The sequence below is a fragment of the Pseudomonas sp. AU12215 genome, assembly GCF_001675465.2.
Lineage (GTDB): Bacteria > Pseudomonadota > Gammaproteobacteria > Pseudomonadales > Pseudomonadaceae > Pseudomonas > Pseudomonas nitroreducens.
This window is the reverse complement of sequence record NZ_MACM02000054.1, coordinates 21,635-34,733: the sequence shown is the minus strand read 5'-3', so window position 1 is coordinate 34,733 and position 13,099 is coordinate 21,635. Positions and strand designations below refer to the sequence as shown.

15 protein-coding genes are annotated in these 13,099 nt (G+C 65.1%); 11 read left to right on the top strand and 4 right to left on the bottom strand.

Annotation, left to right across the window (positions count from 1 at the left end):
• The coding region (locus tag A9513_RS34830; RefSeq protein WP_176707236.1) for an SEC-C metal-binding domain-containing protein at positions 1-121 on the top strand (121 nt) is incomplete at its 5' end.
• A 108-nt stretch (positions 122-229) separates the two neighbouring features.
• Positions 230-856: a trimeric intracellular cation channel family protein gene (locus A9513_RS13110; protein ID WP_024765229.1), complete on the top strand. Its 627-nt coding sequence runs from the start codon at positions 230-232 to the stop codon at positions 854-856.
• Here the strand turns inward: A9513_RS13110 and A9513_RS13105 are convergent, their stop codons facing one another.
• Positions 857-1,417: a hypothetical protein gene (locus tag A9513_RS13105; RefSeq protein ID WP_024765230.1), complete on the bottom strand. Its 561-nt coding sequence runs from the start codon at positions 1,415-1,417 to the stop codon at positions 857-859. It lies immediately after the preceding gene.
• A gap of 122 nt (positions 1,418-1,539) precedes the next feature.
• On the opposite strand from A9513_RS13105, the gene A9513_RS13100 reads away from it, so the two are divergent.
• From A9513_RS13100 to A9513_RS13085, 4 genes are all read left to right on the top strand, one after another.
• On the top strand, positions 1,540-2,025 hold the full coding sequence (locus A9513_RS13100; protein ID WP_024765231.1) for an LEA type 2 family protein: 486 nt from the start codon (positions 1,540-1,542) through the stop codon (positions 2,023-2,025).
• An 8-nt stretch (positions 2,026-2,033) separates the two neighbouring features.
• The gene (locus A9513_RS13095) at positions 2,034-2,222 is read left to right on the top strand and encodes an SEC-C metal-binding domain-containing protein (RefSeq protein ID WP_065084978.1); all 189 of its coding nucleotides are present in this window, start codon (positions 2,034-2,036) and stop codon (positions 2,220-2,222) included.
• Between the two features lie 170 nt (positions 2,223-2,392).
• Entirely contained in the window at positions 2,393-4,933 is a 2,541-nt protein-coding gene (locus tag A9513_RS13090; RefSeq protein ID WP_065084977.1) for a penicillin acylase family protein, read from the top strand.
• A gap of 194 nt (positions 4,934-5,127) precedes the next feature.
• The gene (locus tag A9513_RS13085; protein ID WP_065084976.1) at positions 5,128-5,685 is read left to right on the top strand and encodes an AAA family ATPase; all 558 of its coding nucleotides are present in this window, start codon (positions 5,128-5,130) and stop codon (positions 5,683-5,685) included.
• Between the two features lie 42 nt (positions 5,686-5,727).
• Here the strand turns inward: A9513_RS13085 and dcd are convergent, their stop codons facing one another.
• Both dcd and apbC read right to left on the bottom strand, forming a co-directional pair.
• Entirely contained in the window at positions 5,728-6,294 is a 567-nt protein-coding gene (dcd, locus tag A9513_RS13080) for a dCTP deaminase (RefSeq protein ID WP_017521037.1), read from the bottom strand.
• A 96-nt stretch (positions 6,295-6,390) separates the two neighbouring features.
• Entirely contained in the window at positions 6,391-7,485 is a 1,095-nt protein-coding gene (gene apbC / locus A9513_RS13075) for an iron-sulfur cluster carrier protein ApbC (protein ID WP_065084975.1), read from the bottom strand.
• A gap of 185 nt (positions 7,486-7,670) precedes the next feature.
• On the opposite strand from apbC, the gene metG reads away from it, so the two are divergent.
• From metG to A9513_RS13050, 5 genes are read left to right on the top strand one after another with little or no spacing between them, the layout of a single operon-like run.
• Positions 7,671-9,707 (top strand): methionine--tRNA ligase, encoded by a 2,037-nt coding sequence (metG, locus tag A9513_RS13070; protein ID WP_065084974.1) that lies wholly within the window; start codon positions 7,671-7,673, stop codon positions 9,705-9,707.
• 25 nt (positions 9,708-9,732) lie between these two features.
• A complete protein-coding gene (locus A9513_RS13065; protein ID WP_065084973.1) occupies positions 9,733-10,536 on the top strand; it encodes a DUF4349 domain-containing protein in 804 nt (267 codons plus the stop codon).
• Positions 10,533-10,868: a hypothetical protein gene (locus tag A9513_RS13060; RefSeq protein ID WP_065084972.1), complete on the top strand. Its 336-nt coding sequence runs from the start codon at positions 10,533-10,535 to the stop codon at positions 10,866-10,868. Before A9513_RS13065 ends, A9513_RS13060 begins: the two co-directional genes overlap by 4 nt.
• Complete coding sequence (locus A9513_RS13055; RefSeq protein WP_065084971.1) at positions 10,868-11,983, top strand: glutathionylspermidine synthase family protein; 1,116 nt, start codon at positions 10,868-10,870, stop codon at positions 11,981-11,983. Before A9513_RS13060 ends, A9513_RS13055 begins: the two co-directional genes overlap by 1 nt.
• Positions 11,984-11,993: 10 nt before the next feature.
• A complete protein-coding gene (locus A9513_RS13050) occupies positions 11,994-12,392 on the top strand; it encodes a DUF350 domain-containing protein (RefSeq protein WP_065084970.1) in 399 nt (132 codons plus the stop codon).
• On the opposite strand, the gene A9513_RS13045 is transcribed toward A9513_RS13050, so the two are convergent.
• Entirely contained in the window at positions 12,386-12,916 is a 531-nt protein-coding gene (locus A9513_RS13045; RefSeq protein WP_024765239.1) for a hypothetical protein, read from the bottom strand. The genes A9513_RS13050 and A9513_RS13045 overlap by 7 nt on opposite strands.
• Positions 12,917-13,099 lie beyond the last annotated feature (183 nt).

The window sequence follows — 13,099 nt, the reverse complement described above, 5'->3', positions numbered from 1 at the left end:
CTTCCGATCTCGCTGGTACTTCCTCGACCCCACCGTGCCGATGAAGCTGGGGCGCAATGACCCCTGCCCCTGCGGTGCCGGCGGCAAGCTGAAGAAATGCTGCGGCCCGTGGATCGAGTGAGGTGCCCGCTCGCCCCCCTTGGGGGCGTTCAGTGTCTGGGCTAGAATCCGCGCTTTTTTCCGGGGCGGCGGTGATTCGCCGCACCGGCTACTCCTGCCGGACTTCGCCATGCTGCTGACCGTTCTCTACATCATCGCCATCACCGCCGAAGCCATGACCGGCGCTCTGTCCGCCGGCCGGCGCAGCATGGACCTGTTCGGCGTGGTGCTGGTGGCTTGCGTCACCGCCCTGGGCGGCGGCTCGGTGCGCGACATGCTGCTGGGCCATTACCCGCTGACCTGGGTGCGCCACCCGGAGTACCTGGCGCTCACCGCTGGCGCCGCACTGGTCACCGTGTTCATCGCCCCGCTGATGCGCCACCTGCGCTCGATGTTCCTCGCGCTCGACGCCGTGGGCCTGGTGGCCTTCACCCTGATCGGTTGCCAGGTCAGCCTGGAGATGGGCCACAGCCTGCTGATCGCTGCCGTGAGCGGCGTGATCACCGGGGTCTTCGGCGGCATCCTGCGGGATATCTTCTGCAACGACGTGCCGCTGATCTTCCGCCGCGAGCTGTACGCCAGCGTGTCCTTCGCCAGCGCCTGGTGCTACCTGATCTGCCTGCAGATCGACCTGCCCAAGGAGCAGGCCATGCTGATCACCCTGTTCGCCGGCTTCCTGTTCCGCATGCTGGCGATCCGTTTCCGCTGGGAAATGCCCAAGTTCGTCTACAAGGACGACCCGCACCAGGGCGACTGATCAGTCCGCAAGCTTGAGGTGGCTGGTATCCGGCGCAGGCCCTGCCGGCGCGGGCTTGGCCTGGCCCATGTCGCTGCCCACGGGGGCGACGCTGAACTGGCTGAGGTCCACGCGCGGCGCGGCGGCCTCGGGTTTCTCGTCCTGCAGGTCGGCGCCTACCGGGGCGAGGCCGAAATCCGGCGCCTCCACATCGGCGAAAGCGGCCATGTACTCGTCGCGCGGCGCTACTTTCAGGCGTCCCTGCGCTCCGGAGGCAGGTGCTGCCGGCTGTACTGCGGTGCCGACCGGCTCGGCCGGCGGCGGTGGAGCCAGCTCGATCTCCTCGATCTGCGCGTCCATGTCGACCACTTCGACGACAGCGCCGGCGCGTTCGATCACGCTGCGGTACTTTTCCGCCGCCTCGGCGTCGAGGTTGTTCTTGATCACCATGCGGCGGCCGGAGAACAGCAATTCGATGCGCTGGGCGTCGGCCTGGAACAGCCTGGCCAGGTTGGCTTTCACCGTATCGAGCTGTGCACCCGGGATAGTCTGTCCCGAGAACGCGATTTCATAACGGCTCATCTTCACTCTCCTGTGTTAACCCGCCGGTTACATTCGGCCAGTATGGTGCAGCTTCTTTTAACGTAACAACAACTTGCGGCCGAGCAGGTGCTTGGTACACTGGGGCGTCTTGAGGGGTAGACATGAATTATCAGGCGCAAATGATAAGAATTCTCAGCCTGTGCTGGCTGTTCAGCCTTGTTTCGGGCTGCGGCTGGATGACAGGTAATTTCGAGCAACCCGACGTGAAGCTGCAGAAAGTCGACGTCGTGAAAGCTCGTTTGCTGGAGCAGGAATTCGTCCTGCATTTCCGCATCGACAACCCGAACGATTTCAGCCTTCCGGTCCGTGGCCTGGCCTACAAGGTCAAGCTGAACGATATCGACCTGGCCGAAGGCGAGTCGAATAACTGGTTCACAGTGCCAGCCAACGGCCACGAAACCTTCGAAGTACCGGTGACCACCAACCTGTGGCGGCACATGAAGTACATCGTCAAGCTACTGGAAGACCCGGACAAGCCCATCCGCTACCGCCTCGACGGCGAAGTGAAGACCGGCCTGCTGTTCGGACAGAGCGTGCACATCGCGCGCAATGGCGAGATAATTCCCGGCGATTTCATCCCCGAGTGAGCGTCACCATGAGCCAGGAACCCCACGTACACGGTCCGAACTGCAACCACGACCACGATCATGACCATGGCCACGTGCACGGCCCGCACTGCAACCACAGCCACGAGCCTGCGCGTAACCCGCTCAAGGACGTGGGCCGCAACGATCCGTGCCCCTGCGGCAGCGGCAGCAAGTACAAGAAGTGCCACGGCGCCTGACCCAGGTTTCGAGCACTGCCCCGAAGGCCCGCCGAGCGCGGGCCTTCTGCTGTCTGGCCCAGCTATTCGTCGGCTGCTGAAAATCCCGCCCCGCGCGGCTTGCACAGCTATCCTCGGCTCACTAACGTAGCGCCTTTTCCGCGACCCTCTTTGTGCAGGAGCACATCCCCATGGCCCCGCGTGCCTTCCGCCGGCTTCCCAGCTTCGGCCTTGCCGCCACCGTCACTGCCGCTGTCAGCCTTACCGGCTGCCAGGGCTGGCTGAATGACCGCTACTCCGACAGCCTGCCGCCCAGCTACGGCGTGCAGCCGATCAAGGGCCTGGCCGACAACGTGTCGATCCGCCGCAACAGCCTGGGCATGCCGCTGATCGAGACCAGTACCTTCCACGACGCGCTGTTCACCCTCGGTTATGTGCACGCCAGCGACCGCATCAGCCAGATGGTCGGCCTGCGCCTGATGGCCCAGGGTCGCCTGTCGGAAATGGTCGGCCCCGGCGCCCTGGAAACCGACCGCTTCATGCGCACGGTGAACCTGAAGAAGGCCGCGGACGCCCTCTACGCCGGCGCCTCACCGCGCCTCAAGCGTTTCTTCGAGACCTACGCGCGCGGCGTCAACGCCTACCTGTACCGCTACCGCGACAAGCTGCCGATGGACCTCGCCGAGTCCGGCTACCGCCCCGAGTACTGGAAGCCGGAAGATTCCGCACTGGTCTTCAGCCTGCTGAACTTCGGCCTGGCGGTGAACCTGCAGGAGGAAATCGCCTCCCTGGTACTGGCGCAGAAAGTCGGTGCCGACAAGCTGCCCTGGCTGACGCCGATCTACCCGGACGAAGCGCTACCGTTCGAGGAAGCGGACAAACTCAAGGGCCTGCGCCTGGACGGCAGGATCGCCGGCCTCGACGCCCTGGATCGTGCGGCAGGCCAGGTCGCCGCCCTGCAGATGATGGGCGTCGCCGCCTCCAACAACTGGGCCATCGCCCCGCAGCGCACGCGCAGCGGCAAGAGCATCCTGGCCAACGACACCCACCTGCCGCTGTCCATGCCCTCGGTGTGGAACTACGTGCAGATCCGCTCGCCGAAATACAACGCCGCGGGCGTCTCCATCGCCGGCGTACCGGGCGTGGTCGCCGGTTTCAACGGCAAGCTGGCCTGGGGCATGACCATGGTCATGGGCGACAACCAGGACCTTTTCCTTGAGCAGGTGAAGCGCCAGGGCAGCAAGCTCTACTACCTCGCCGATGGCCAGTGGAAACCGGCCATCGAGCGCAATGAAACCTTCTTCATCAAGGGCCAGAGCCCGGTCCGCGAAGTCATCTACGAGACTCGCCACGGCCCGCTGCTCAACAGCGCGCTGGGCGAGCGCAAGCACGACCTGCAACCGCTGCCGCTATCCAGCGGCTACGGCATCGCCTACCAGAGCATCCAGGGCGAGACCGACCGCACCCTCGACGCCTTCTTCGACCTGTCCCGCGCGAAGAACGTCGAGCAGGCCTTCGACGCCACCCGCGACGTGCGCGCCATGGCGCTGAACATCGTGTTCGCCGACGAGAAGCACATCGGCTGGCAGGTCACCGGGCGCTTCCCCAACCGCAAGGAAGGCCGCGGCCTGCTGCCTTCGCCCGGCTGGGACGGCCGCTATGACTGGGACGGCTACGCCGATCCGATCCTCCACCCGTCCGACCAGGACCCGCAGCAGGGCTGGCTGGGCACCGCCAACCACCGCAGCGTGCAGCCAGGCTACGGCGCGCAGCTGTCCAGTTCCTGGTACTACCCGGAGCGCTACGAGCGCATCGCCCAACTCGCCGGCGGCAGCAAGAGCCACGACTACCGCAGCATGATCGCCATGCAGTACGACCAGACCACGCCCTTTGCCGGCAAGCTGCAGGCCATGTTCGATGCACCGGGCATGGAGCAGCCGCTGAAGAAAGCCATCGACGCCCTGCCCGCCGACCAGCGCGCCCGCGCCCGCGAAGCGCTGGACCGGATCATGGCGTTCGACGGCAAGCTCTCGGCTACCTCCGGCGACGCCGCCCTGTACGAAGCCTTCCTGCAGGAGAGCAGCAAGCAGATCTTCCTCGATGAACTGGGCCCGGAGGACAGCCCGTCCTGGAAAGCCTTCGTCGAGACCGCCAACCTCTCCTACTCGGCCCAGGCCGACCACCTGCTGGGCCGTGACGACAGCCCGTTCTGGGATGACACCCGCACCCCGCAGAAGGAAGACAAACCGACCATCCTCGCCCGCAGCCTGGCCGCCGCCACCGCCTTCTGCGAACAGAAGCTGGGCAGCGACCGCCGTACCTGGCAGTGGGGCAAGCTGCACACCTACGAGTGGGTCAGCGACAGCACCAAGATGGCGCCCAACCTCAGTGCCGGCGAGCGCGCCAGCCTCGGCGCGATCAAGGGCTACCTGGACCGCGGCCCCTACCCGGCCGGCGGCGACCACAGCACGCTGAACGTCTCGGCCTACCACTGGGGCCAGGACTTCAACACCTGGCTGATCCCGGCCATGCGCATCGTCGTCGATTTCGGCCAGAGCGAGCCGATGATCGGCCTCAATAGCAGCGGCCAATCCGGCAACCCGGCCAGCCCGCACTACGCAGACGGTATCGACGCCTGGCTGAAGGGCAACTACATGAGCTTCCCCTTCCAGTCGCAGAACCTTGAGAAGGTCTACGGCGTGAATCGCCTGACGCTGGTGCCGGAGAAGTGATGATCTGAAAAATTTTTCCGGGGCCGGGAACTTCGCTTCCGCCCCGGAATCAGAATTGTCGACTTACTCCATGATCATATTCAGGCACCCCTTGGGTGCCTTTCTTTTTTCCCGCCTCCTCTCCGCTGCATTTCTTACCTGCAAGACCTTCCCCGGCTGGTACTCCCCTGCATCCTTTCCCAGGAGTCGTCGCCATGTCCGAATCCCTCATCGTCATCACCGGCGGCCCCGGCGCCGGCAAGAGCACACTGCTCGATCACCTGCACCGCCATCACGGCCTGAACATCGTCGAGGAAGGCGGCCGCGCCATCATCCGCGAGCAACTGCTCCGTGGTGGCGATGCATTGCCGTGGGCAAACCGGGATGCCTTCTGCCGGGAAATGTTCGAGCACGCGCTGACGACTCGTGCGCAGGCGCTCGATGGCGGTGGTTTGTGGCTGTTCGATCGCGGCCTGCCGGATGTGCTGGGATATGCGAGGCTCTGCGGCATACCGGTTCCGGAAGAACTGCAAATCGCCGCACGGAAACTACGCTACGGGCCGACCGTATTCCTGGCGCCCGCGTGGGAAGCCATCTACCGCAACGATGCCGAACGCCGGCAGGACTTCGCCGAAGCGCAGCGAACGGCGGCGGTGATGGCTGAAGCATACGAAGAGCTGGGCTATCGAGTGCTGGAACTGCCCCTGTGCAGCCTGCAGAAACGTGCGGAATTCGTCCTGGCCCACTGCCCTAAAGGTTCTTCGTTCCAATAAAAAACCGGGCCAAGGCCCGGTTCTTCGTGCAGCACAGGGCCATCAGGCCTTGGGCAGGGTAACGCCGGTCTGGCCCTGGTACTTGCCGCCGCGATCGCGGTAGGAGACTTCGCAGGCTTCGTCCGACTGCAGGAACAGCATCTGCGCCACGCCTTCGTGGGCGTAGATCTTCGCCGGCAGGTTGGTGGTGTTGGAGAATTCCAGGGTCACGTGGCCTTCCCACTCCGGTTCCAGCGGGGTCACGTTGACGATGATGCCGCAGCGCGCATAGGTGCTCTTGCCCAGGCAGATGGTCAGCACGTCGCGCGGGATGCGGAAGTACTCGACGGTGCGGGCCAGGGCGAAGGAGTTCGGCGGGATGATGCAGACGTCGCTGTTGATGTCCACGAAACTCTTCTCGTCGAAGTTCTTCGGGTCGACCACCGCCGAGTGGATGTTGGTGAACACCTTGAATTCTGCGGCGCAGCGCACGTCGTAGCCATAGCTGGAAACGCCGTAGGAAATCACCCGGCTGTCATCGGCACCGCGAATCTGGCGCTCGACGAACGGCTCGATCATGCCGTGCTCCTGAGCCATGCGGCGAATCCACTTGTCCGATTTGATGCTCATGGCGGGTGTCCTGTGCGGCGGTTGAAAAAGAAGGCGAATCTTACCGGCAGGCGCGCCAGCCGGCAAAGGGGCGCGCCCGGTGGCATTGTCGCGCCTTCAATCGTCGCTGATGGAAATATTCGGCATGGCCGGCGCGGCCTTCTCGCTCAGGGCGATGCGGGCGCCGACGCAGCGCGCGGTTTCCTGGTAGATCATCGCCAGCTGGCTTTCCGGGTCGGCAACCACGGTGGGCTTGCCGCCGTCGGCCTGCATGCGGATGGCCATGGACAACGGCAGCGAGGCCAGCAGGTCGACGCCGAACTGCGCCGCCAGCTTCTCGCCGCCGCCCTCGCCGAACAGGTGCTCGGCATGGCCGCAGTTGGAGCAGATGTGCACAGCCATGTTCTCCACCACGCCCAGCACCGGGATGTTGACCTTGCGGAACATCTCCACGCCCTTCTTGGCGTCCAGCAGGGCCAGGTCCTGCGGGGTGGTGACGATCACCGCACCGGCCACCGGGACCTTCTGCGCGAGGGTCAGCTGGATGTCGCCGGTGCCCGGCGGCATATCGATGACCAGGTAATCCAGGTCGTTCCAGGCGGTCTGGGTGATCAGTTGGATCAGCGCACCGGAGACCATCGGGCCGCGCCAGACCACCGGGGTGTTGTCGTCGGTAAGGAAGGCCATGGACATGACTTCCACCCCGTGGGCCTCCAGCGGGATGAACCACTTCTGGTCGCGGATCTTCGGCCGGGTACCCTCGGGGATGCCGAACATGATGCCCTGGCTCGGCCCATAGATGTCGGCGTCGAGGATGCCGACCTTGGCGCCTTCGCGGGCCAGCGCCAGCGCGAGATTGGCGGCGGTGGTGGACTTGCCCACGCCGCCCTTGCCGGAGGCCACGGCGATGATGTTCTTCACGTTGCTCATGCCCGGCACCTGGGCCTGGGCCTTGTGCGCGGCGATGTGGGTTTCCACCTTGACCTGCGCCGAGTCGACGCCGTCCAGCGCCTCCAGGGCCATCTGCACGGTCTGCGCCAGGCCATTCTTGAACAGGCCGGCGGCGTAACCCAGCTCAAGGGTCAGAGAGACACGCCCGCCCTGGATGTCCAGCTCGTGCAGGTAGCCTGCGTCCAGCAGGTTCTGGCCGGTGTGGGGGTCGTTGATCTGGCGGAGGACGGCCTCCACCGTGGCACGGGTAACGGCGCTCATGGGTACTCCCGATGAAAGACTGAGCAGAATAGGCGGGCATCTTACGCCTCTCGTCCGCCCCTTGCTCGGGATCATCGGGGGTAGTTCGGGCTCAGCCCTACGGCCAAGCGGCCCACGGATGAAAATTTCGCCCCAGACCTATATAGTTGCCGATTCCCTCGTTTTAACCGGAACGGCCGATCATCATGTCCGAAGCCCGCAAGATCCTCGTCACCAGCGCCCTGCCCTACGCCAATGGTTCGATCCACCTCGGTCACATGCTGGAGTACATCCAGACCGACATCTGGGTTCGCTTCCAGAAAATGCGTGGCAACCAGGCGGTGTACGTGTGCGCGGACGATGCCCACGGTTCGGCCATCATGCTGCGCGCCGAGCGCGAAGGCATTACCTCCGAGCAACTGATCGACGGCGTGCGCGCCGAGCACATGGGCGATTTCGCCGATTTCCTGGTGGAGTTCGACAACTACCACTCGACCCATTCGGAAGAGAACCGCGAGCTGTCCTCGGCCATCTACCTGAAGCTGCGTGACGCCGGCCACATCGCCACCCGCCCGGTGACCCAGTACTTCGACCCGGAAAAGCAGATGTTCCTGGCCGACCGCTTCATCAAGGGCACCTGCCCGAAGTGCGGCACCGCCGACCAGTACGGCGACAACTGCGAAGCCTGCGGCGCGACCTACTCGCCCACCGAGCTGAAGGACCCGAAATCGGCGATTTCCGGCGCCACCCCGGTACTCAAGGAATCGCTGCACTACTTCTTCAAGCTGCCTGACTTCCAGGCCATGCTGCAGCAGTGGACCCGCAGCGGCGCCCTGCAGGATTCGGTGGCCAACAAGCTCGCCGAGTGGCTGGATTCCGGCCTGCAGGAGTGGGATATCTCCCGCGACGCGCCGTATTTCGGCTTCGAGATTCCCGACGCGCCGGGCAAGTACTTCTACGTCTGGCTGGATGCGCCGATCGGCTACATGGCCAGCTTCCAGAACCTCTGCGCGCGCCGTCCGGAGCTGGACTTCGACGCCTACTGGAAGCAGGGCTCGGACGCCGAGCTGTACCACTTCATCGGCAAGGACATCGTCAACTTCCACGCGCTGTTCTGGCCGGCCATGCTCGAAGGCGCGGGCTACCGCAAGCCGACCGCGCTGAACGTGCACGGCTATCTGACCGTCAACGGCCAGAAGATGTCCAAGTCGCGCGGCACCTTCGTCAAGGCGCGCACCTACCTGGACCACCTGGACCCGGAATACCTGCGCTACTACTACGCCTCCAAGCTGGGCCGCGGCGTGGACGACCTCGACCTGAACCTCGAGGACTTCGTGCAGAAGGTCAACTCCGACCTGGTCGGCAAGGTGGTCAACATCGCCAGCCGTTGCGCCGGCTTTATCCACAAGGGCAACAACGGCCTGCTGGTGGACGCCAACCCCGCGCCGGAACTGGCCCTGGCCTTCAAGGACGCGGCGCCGAGCATCGCCGCCGCCTACGAAGCCCGTGACTTCGGCCGCGCCATGCGCGAAATCATGGCCCTGGCCGACCAGGCCAACGCCTGGATCGCCGACAAGGCGCCCTGGTCGCTGAACAAGCAGGAAGGCAAGCAGGACGAAGTCCAGGCCATCTGCGCCTTGGGCGTGAACCTGTTCCGCCAGCTGGTGATCTTCCTCAAGCCGGTACTGCCGAAGCTGGCCGTTGCCGCCGAAGCCTTCCTCAACGTCGCCCCGCTGAAATGGGCCGACCACGAGCAACTGCTGGCCAATCACCAGTTGAACCCGTTCAACCCGCTGATGACCCGTATCGAGCCTGCGAAAATCGAAGCCATGATCGAAGCCTCCAAGGAAGACCTCCTCGCCAGTGCCCCGAAACCCGCCGGCAATGGCGAGCTGACCAAGGACCCGCTCGCCGCGGAAATCAACTTCGACGCCTTCGCCGCCGTCGACCTGCGCATCGCGCTGATCGAGAAGTGCGAGTTCGTCGAGGGTGCCGACAAGCTGCTGCGCCTGTCCCTGGACATCGGCGACGAGAAGCGCAACGTGTTCTCCGGCATCAAGAGCGCCTACCCGGACCCGAGCAAGCTCGAAGGCCGCCTGACCCTGTACGTGGCCAACCTGGCCCCGCGCAAGATGAAGTTCGGCGTCTCCGAGGGCATGGTCCTGGCCGCCGGCCCCGGCGGTGAAGAGATCTACCTGCTCAGCCCGGACAGCGGCGCCAAGCCGGGCCAGCGCGTCAAGTAAGCATCGGACGGCAAGGAGGCCCTCGATGAAACTGCACCACTGCGCAGCGCTCTTCCTGAGCGCCGCCCTCGCCGGCTGCGGCGCTCCCTCGGAGCACGCCGCCGGTTCCGGCGCCGCTTTCCAGGGGGAAGCGGCGAAGGCCGGTTCCTTCCTCGCCTATGAACACCAGGTCGGCATCCGCCTGGCCAGCGAGCGTATCGACGCGCAGCTGGCCGCCTCCCGCGATGCCTGCACCCAGGACCGCTTCGGCCCCTGCGAGCTGATTGCCATCGAGCAAAGCGGCGACAGCCAGATGCGCAACGCGCATCTCGTGGTTCGCATCGTCCCCGAAGGCGTGGAAAAGCTCGTCGCCCTCGCGGCCGAAGGCGGCCAACTGCAAAGCCGCCGCACCCAGGCCGAAGACCTCGCCCAGGCGGTGAGCGACAACCAGCAGCTGCGCGAGCGCCTGGAGCGTGAGTACCAGACCCTGCAAGGCTTCCAGGGCCGCAAGGACATGAGCGTCAGCGACCTGCTGGCCCTGGCCAAGGCCACCGCAGAGGTCGAGCAGCAGTTGCAGGCCGCCCGCCAGGACTCCGCCCAACAACAGCGACGCATCGCCACCAACCTGCTGACCCTGGACTTCTCCAGCGAATACCAGCCGACCGGTCGCTGGTCACGTATCGGCAGGGCCTTCGGCAACTCGCTGGACGAACTTACCGACGGCACCGTCAATGCCATCCAGGTCGCCGCCTTCGGCCTGCCGCTGCTGGTGGTACTGCTCATCGCCGGCCTGATCCTGCGCTGGTTGTGGCGAAAACTCGGTTCCAGGCGCACCGCGAACAAAGCATGAAGAAATCCAACATCGTCTTCACCACCCTGCTCACCGGCGGGGTGCTCTACAGCGTGCTGCACCACAACCCGGTGTACCGCGACCTCTACGCCAACCGCGAGGACTGCCTGAAGGACTGGGGCACCACGCCCAACGCCTGCGAGCCAGAGTCGGGCACCAGCAGCAGCGGCGGCGGTAGTTATGTCGGCAGCAGCTCTGGGCGTTATCGTGGGCCGAGCTACGAGGAGGGTTCGAGGCCGAAAACGGCACAGACCTACCAGGTTCAGTCGCGCCAACTGGTCACCCGGGGCGGCTTCGGCCACTCCGGCGCCCGCTTCTCCGGGGGCGGCTGATGCGTCGTCTGGCGATGACGCCGCGCCCCGACTGGCGCGAGCGCTGCGAGACGGTCGGCTTCACCTTCCACAGCATCGACGGCCTGTACTGGGACGAATCGGTGGCCTATGAATTCAGCCTCGAGCAGATCGAGACGCTGGAAGCCGCCAGCGAAGACCTGCACCAGCGCTACCTGGAATGTGTGGAATGGGTGATCCGTACCGGCCACTTCGAGCCCTTCCAGCTGCCGCCGGGTGCCCGCGAGGAAATCATCCGCTCCTGGCAGCGCCAGGACCCGAGTCTCTATGGCCGCTTCGACTTCGCCTGGAACGGCGACGGCCAGCCGAAGATGCTCGAGTACAACGCCGACACGCCGACCGGCCTGCTGGAGGCCAGCGTGGTGCAGTGGCAATGGCTGAACGACGTGAACCCGGACGCCGACCAGTTCAACTCGCTGCACGAGAAGCTGATCGCGCGCTGGAAGGCCATCGCCCCCGACGGCACGCTGCACTTCACCGCCATCGATGGCCACGAGGAAGACACCGGCAATGTCCTCTACCTACTCGATACCGCGCACCAGGCCGGCTTGCCGACACGCTACCTGCCGCTGGAATTCATTGGCCACCACGCCGGGCGCGGCACCTTCATCGACCAGTACGAGCAGGACATCCGTCACTGCTTCAAGCTCTATCCCTGGGAGTGGCTGCTGCAGGACAGTTTCGCCGAGCACCTGGAGCGCAGCGACATCCGCTTCCTGGAGCCCGCCTGGAAGCTGCTGATGTCGAGCAAGGCCATGCTGCCAATCCTCTGGAAGCTCAACCCCGGCCATCCGAACCTGCTACCGGCCAGCTACCGCCAGGACCTCCCCGGCGCCTACGTGCGCAAGCCCCTGTATTCGCGCGAGGGCGAGAACATCCGCATCGTCGCCGGCGATCTGCAGCTGGAAAGCGACGGCCCCCATGCCGACGCGCCCTGCATCTATCAAAGCTACGCACCGTTGGCCAGGCACGGCGACAACTACGCCGTGCTCGGCTGCTGGGTGATCGACGGCCAGGCCGCCGGCCTGGGCATCCGCGAGGACGCCAGTGCCATCACCCGCGACAGCAGCCGCTTCGTCCCCCACTATTTCGTCTGAAGGATTTGCCATGAACCTGCTGCAGACCCTGCCCAACTTTCTCGCGTATTTTGCCGCGGCCATCGGCCTGTTCGGCCTGTTCACCAGCCTCTACATCCGCCTGACGCCCTACGCGGAAATCCAGCTGATCCGCCAGGGCAACCTCAGTGCCGCCGTGGCACTGGTCGGCACCTTGCTCGGCTTCGCCCTGCCGCTGGCAAGCGCCATCGCCCACAGCGTCAGCATCATCGACATGCTGATCTGGGGCGCGATCGCCATGCTGGTGCAGGTGCTGGTATTCCTCGGGCTGTCGCGCGTGGTGCCGGAGCTCAAGGGCGGCATTGCCGACAATACCCTGGCCCACGGCGTGTTCCTCGGCGGCGCCTCGCTGTGCGTGGGGCTGCTCAACGCCACCTGCATGACCTACTGAGCGTCCTCGCAGTCCACATCGCCGCCGCCCAGGTGCTCGAAACCTTCCAGATAGAGGCAGGAGGCGTCTTCGGCGCAGTCCTGCAGCGAGGCGTTGCTCAGGTTTTCCCGTGATGTCGGGTCTTCCAGGTTCACGTCCGGGAAGATGTCCGCGACTTCCTCCGCGGTCATGATCTTGTCGAAGGTGACGTTCACCGACTGCAGGCGGCCGTACTCCCAGTCCAGGTCCACCGCCGTGACATGCGGGTTCAGTTGCCGCGCCAAGGCTTCGGGCAATTGCGGGCCGGCGTAGCTGAGGTCGGTGTCATGGCAGGCGTCACCCCAGTTGCTCAGCTTCCTGCTGGCGGCGCAACTGAACTGCGCGTCGGCGTGACCGGTGCGCTGTTCCAGCAGGCAGGCGAAATCGGCGACATTCATCCGCGGCCAACTGACCAGGTCAGACGTGGTAAAGGGGGCAGCCGAAGCCAGGCCACTGGAGAACAGCAGGCAGAGTGCGGTGAGGCGTCCGGACAGAGTTTTGCGCATCGCGACTTCCGTGAGGGGAACCGATCAGGTTCGGCAGCCGCTGATGTTCCTCCCGCCACCCCTGGCACCGCAACTGATTTCGGGGAGGTACAATTACCGACTTCGCACCTTGTATTCGACCTATGCACTCTCGTCGCCATCAACCCGCCGACCACCGGTCTCCGAGCATGATCCGCCTCCCCT

Excerpts from the sequence above, each read along its gene's own strand:
- A9513_RS13105 (WP_024765230.1), bottom strand. The coding sequence starts at position 1,417 with ATGAGCCGTTATGAAATCGCGTTCTCGGGACAGACTATCCCGGGTGCA.
- A9513_RS13050 (WP_065084970.1), top strand. The coding sequence starts at position 11,994 with ATGAACCTGCTGCAGACCCTGCCCAACTTTCTCGCGTATTTTGCCGCG.
- A9513_RS13110 (WP_024765229.1), top strand. The coding sequence starts at position 230 with ATGCTGCTGACCGTTCTCTACATCATCGCCATCACCGCCGAAGCCATG.
- A9513_RS13100 (WP_024765231.1), top strand. The coding sequence starts at position 1,540 with ATGAATTATCAGGCGCAAATGATAAGAATTCTCAGCCTGTGCTGGCTG.
- dcd (WP_017521037.1), bottom strand. The coding sequence starts at position 6,294 with ATGAGCATCAAATCGGACAAGTGGATTCGCCGCATGGCTCAGGAGCAC.
- A9513_RS13095 (WP_065084978.1), top strand. The coding sequence starts at position 2,034 with ATGAGCCAGGAACCCCACGTACACGGTCCGAACTGCAACCACGACCAC.
- A9513_RS13060 (WP_065084972.1), top strand. The coding sequence starts at position 10,533 with ATGAAGAAATCCAACATCGTCTTCACCACCCTGCTCACCGGCGGGGTG.
- metG (WP_065084974.1), top strand. The coding sequence starts at position 7,671 with ATGTCCGAAGCCCGCAAGATCCTCGTCACCAGCGCCCTGCCCTACGCC.
- A9513_RS13085 (WP_065084976.1), top strand. The coding sequence starts at position 5,128 with ATGTCCGAATCCCTCATCGTCATCACCGGCGGCCCCGGCGCCGGCAAG.
- apbC (WP_065084975.1), bottom strand. The coding sequence starts at position 7,485 with ATGAGCGCCGTTACCCGTGCCACGGTGGAGGCCGTCCTCCGCCAGATC.
- A9513_RS13055 (WP_065084971.1), top strand. The coding sequence starts at position 10,868 with ATGCGTCGTCTGGCGATGACGCCGCGCCCCGACTGGCGCGAGCGCTGC.
- A9513_RS13065 (WP_065084973.1), top strand. The coding sequence starts at position 9,733 with ATGAAACTGCACCACTGCGCAGCGCTCTTCCTGAGCGCCGCCCTCGCC.
- A9513_RS13090 (WP_065084977.1), top strand. The coding sequence starts at position 2,393 with ATGGCCCCGCGTGCCTTCCGCCGGCTTCCCAGCTTCGGCCTTGCCGCC.
- A9513_RS13045 (WP_024765239.1), bottom strand. The coding sequence starts at position 12,916 with ATGCGCAAAACTCTGTCCGGACGCCTCACCGCACTCTGCCTGCTGTTC.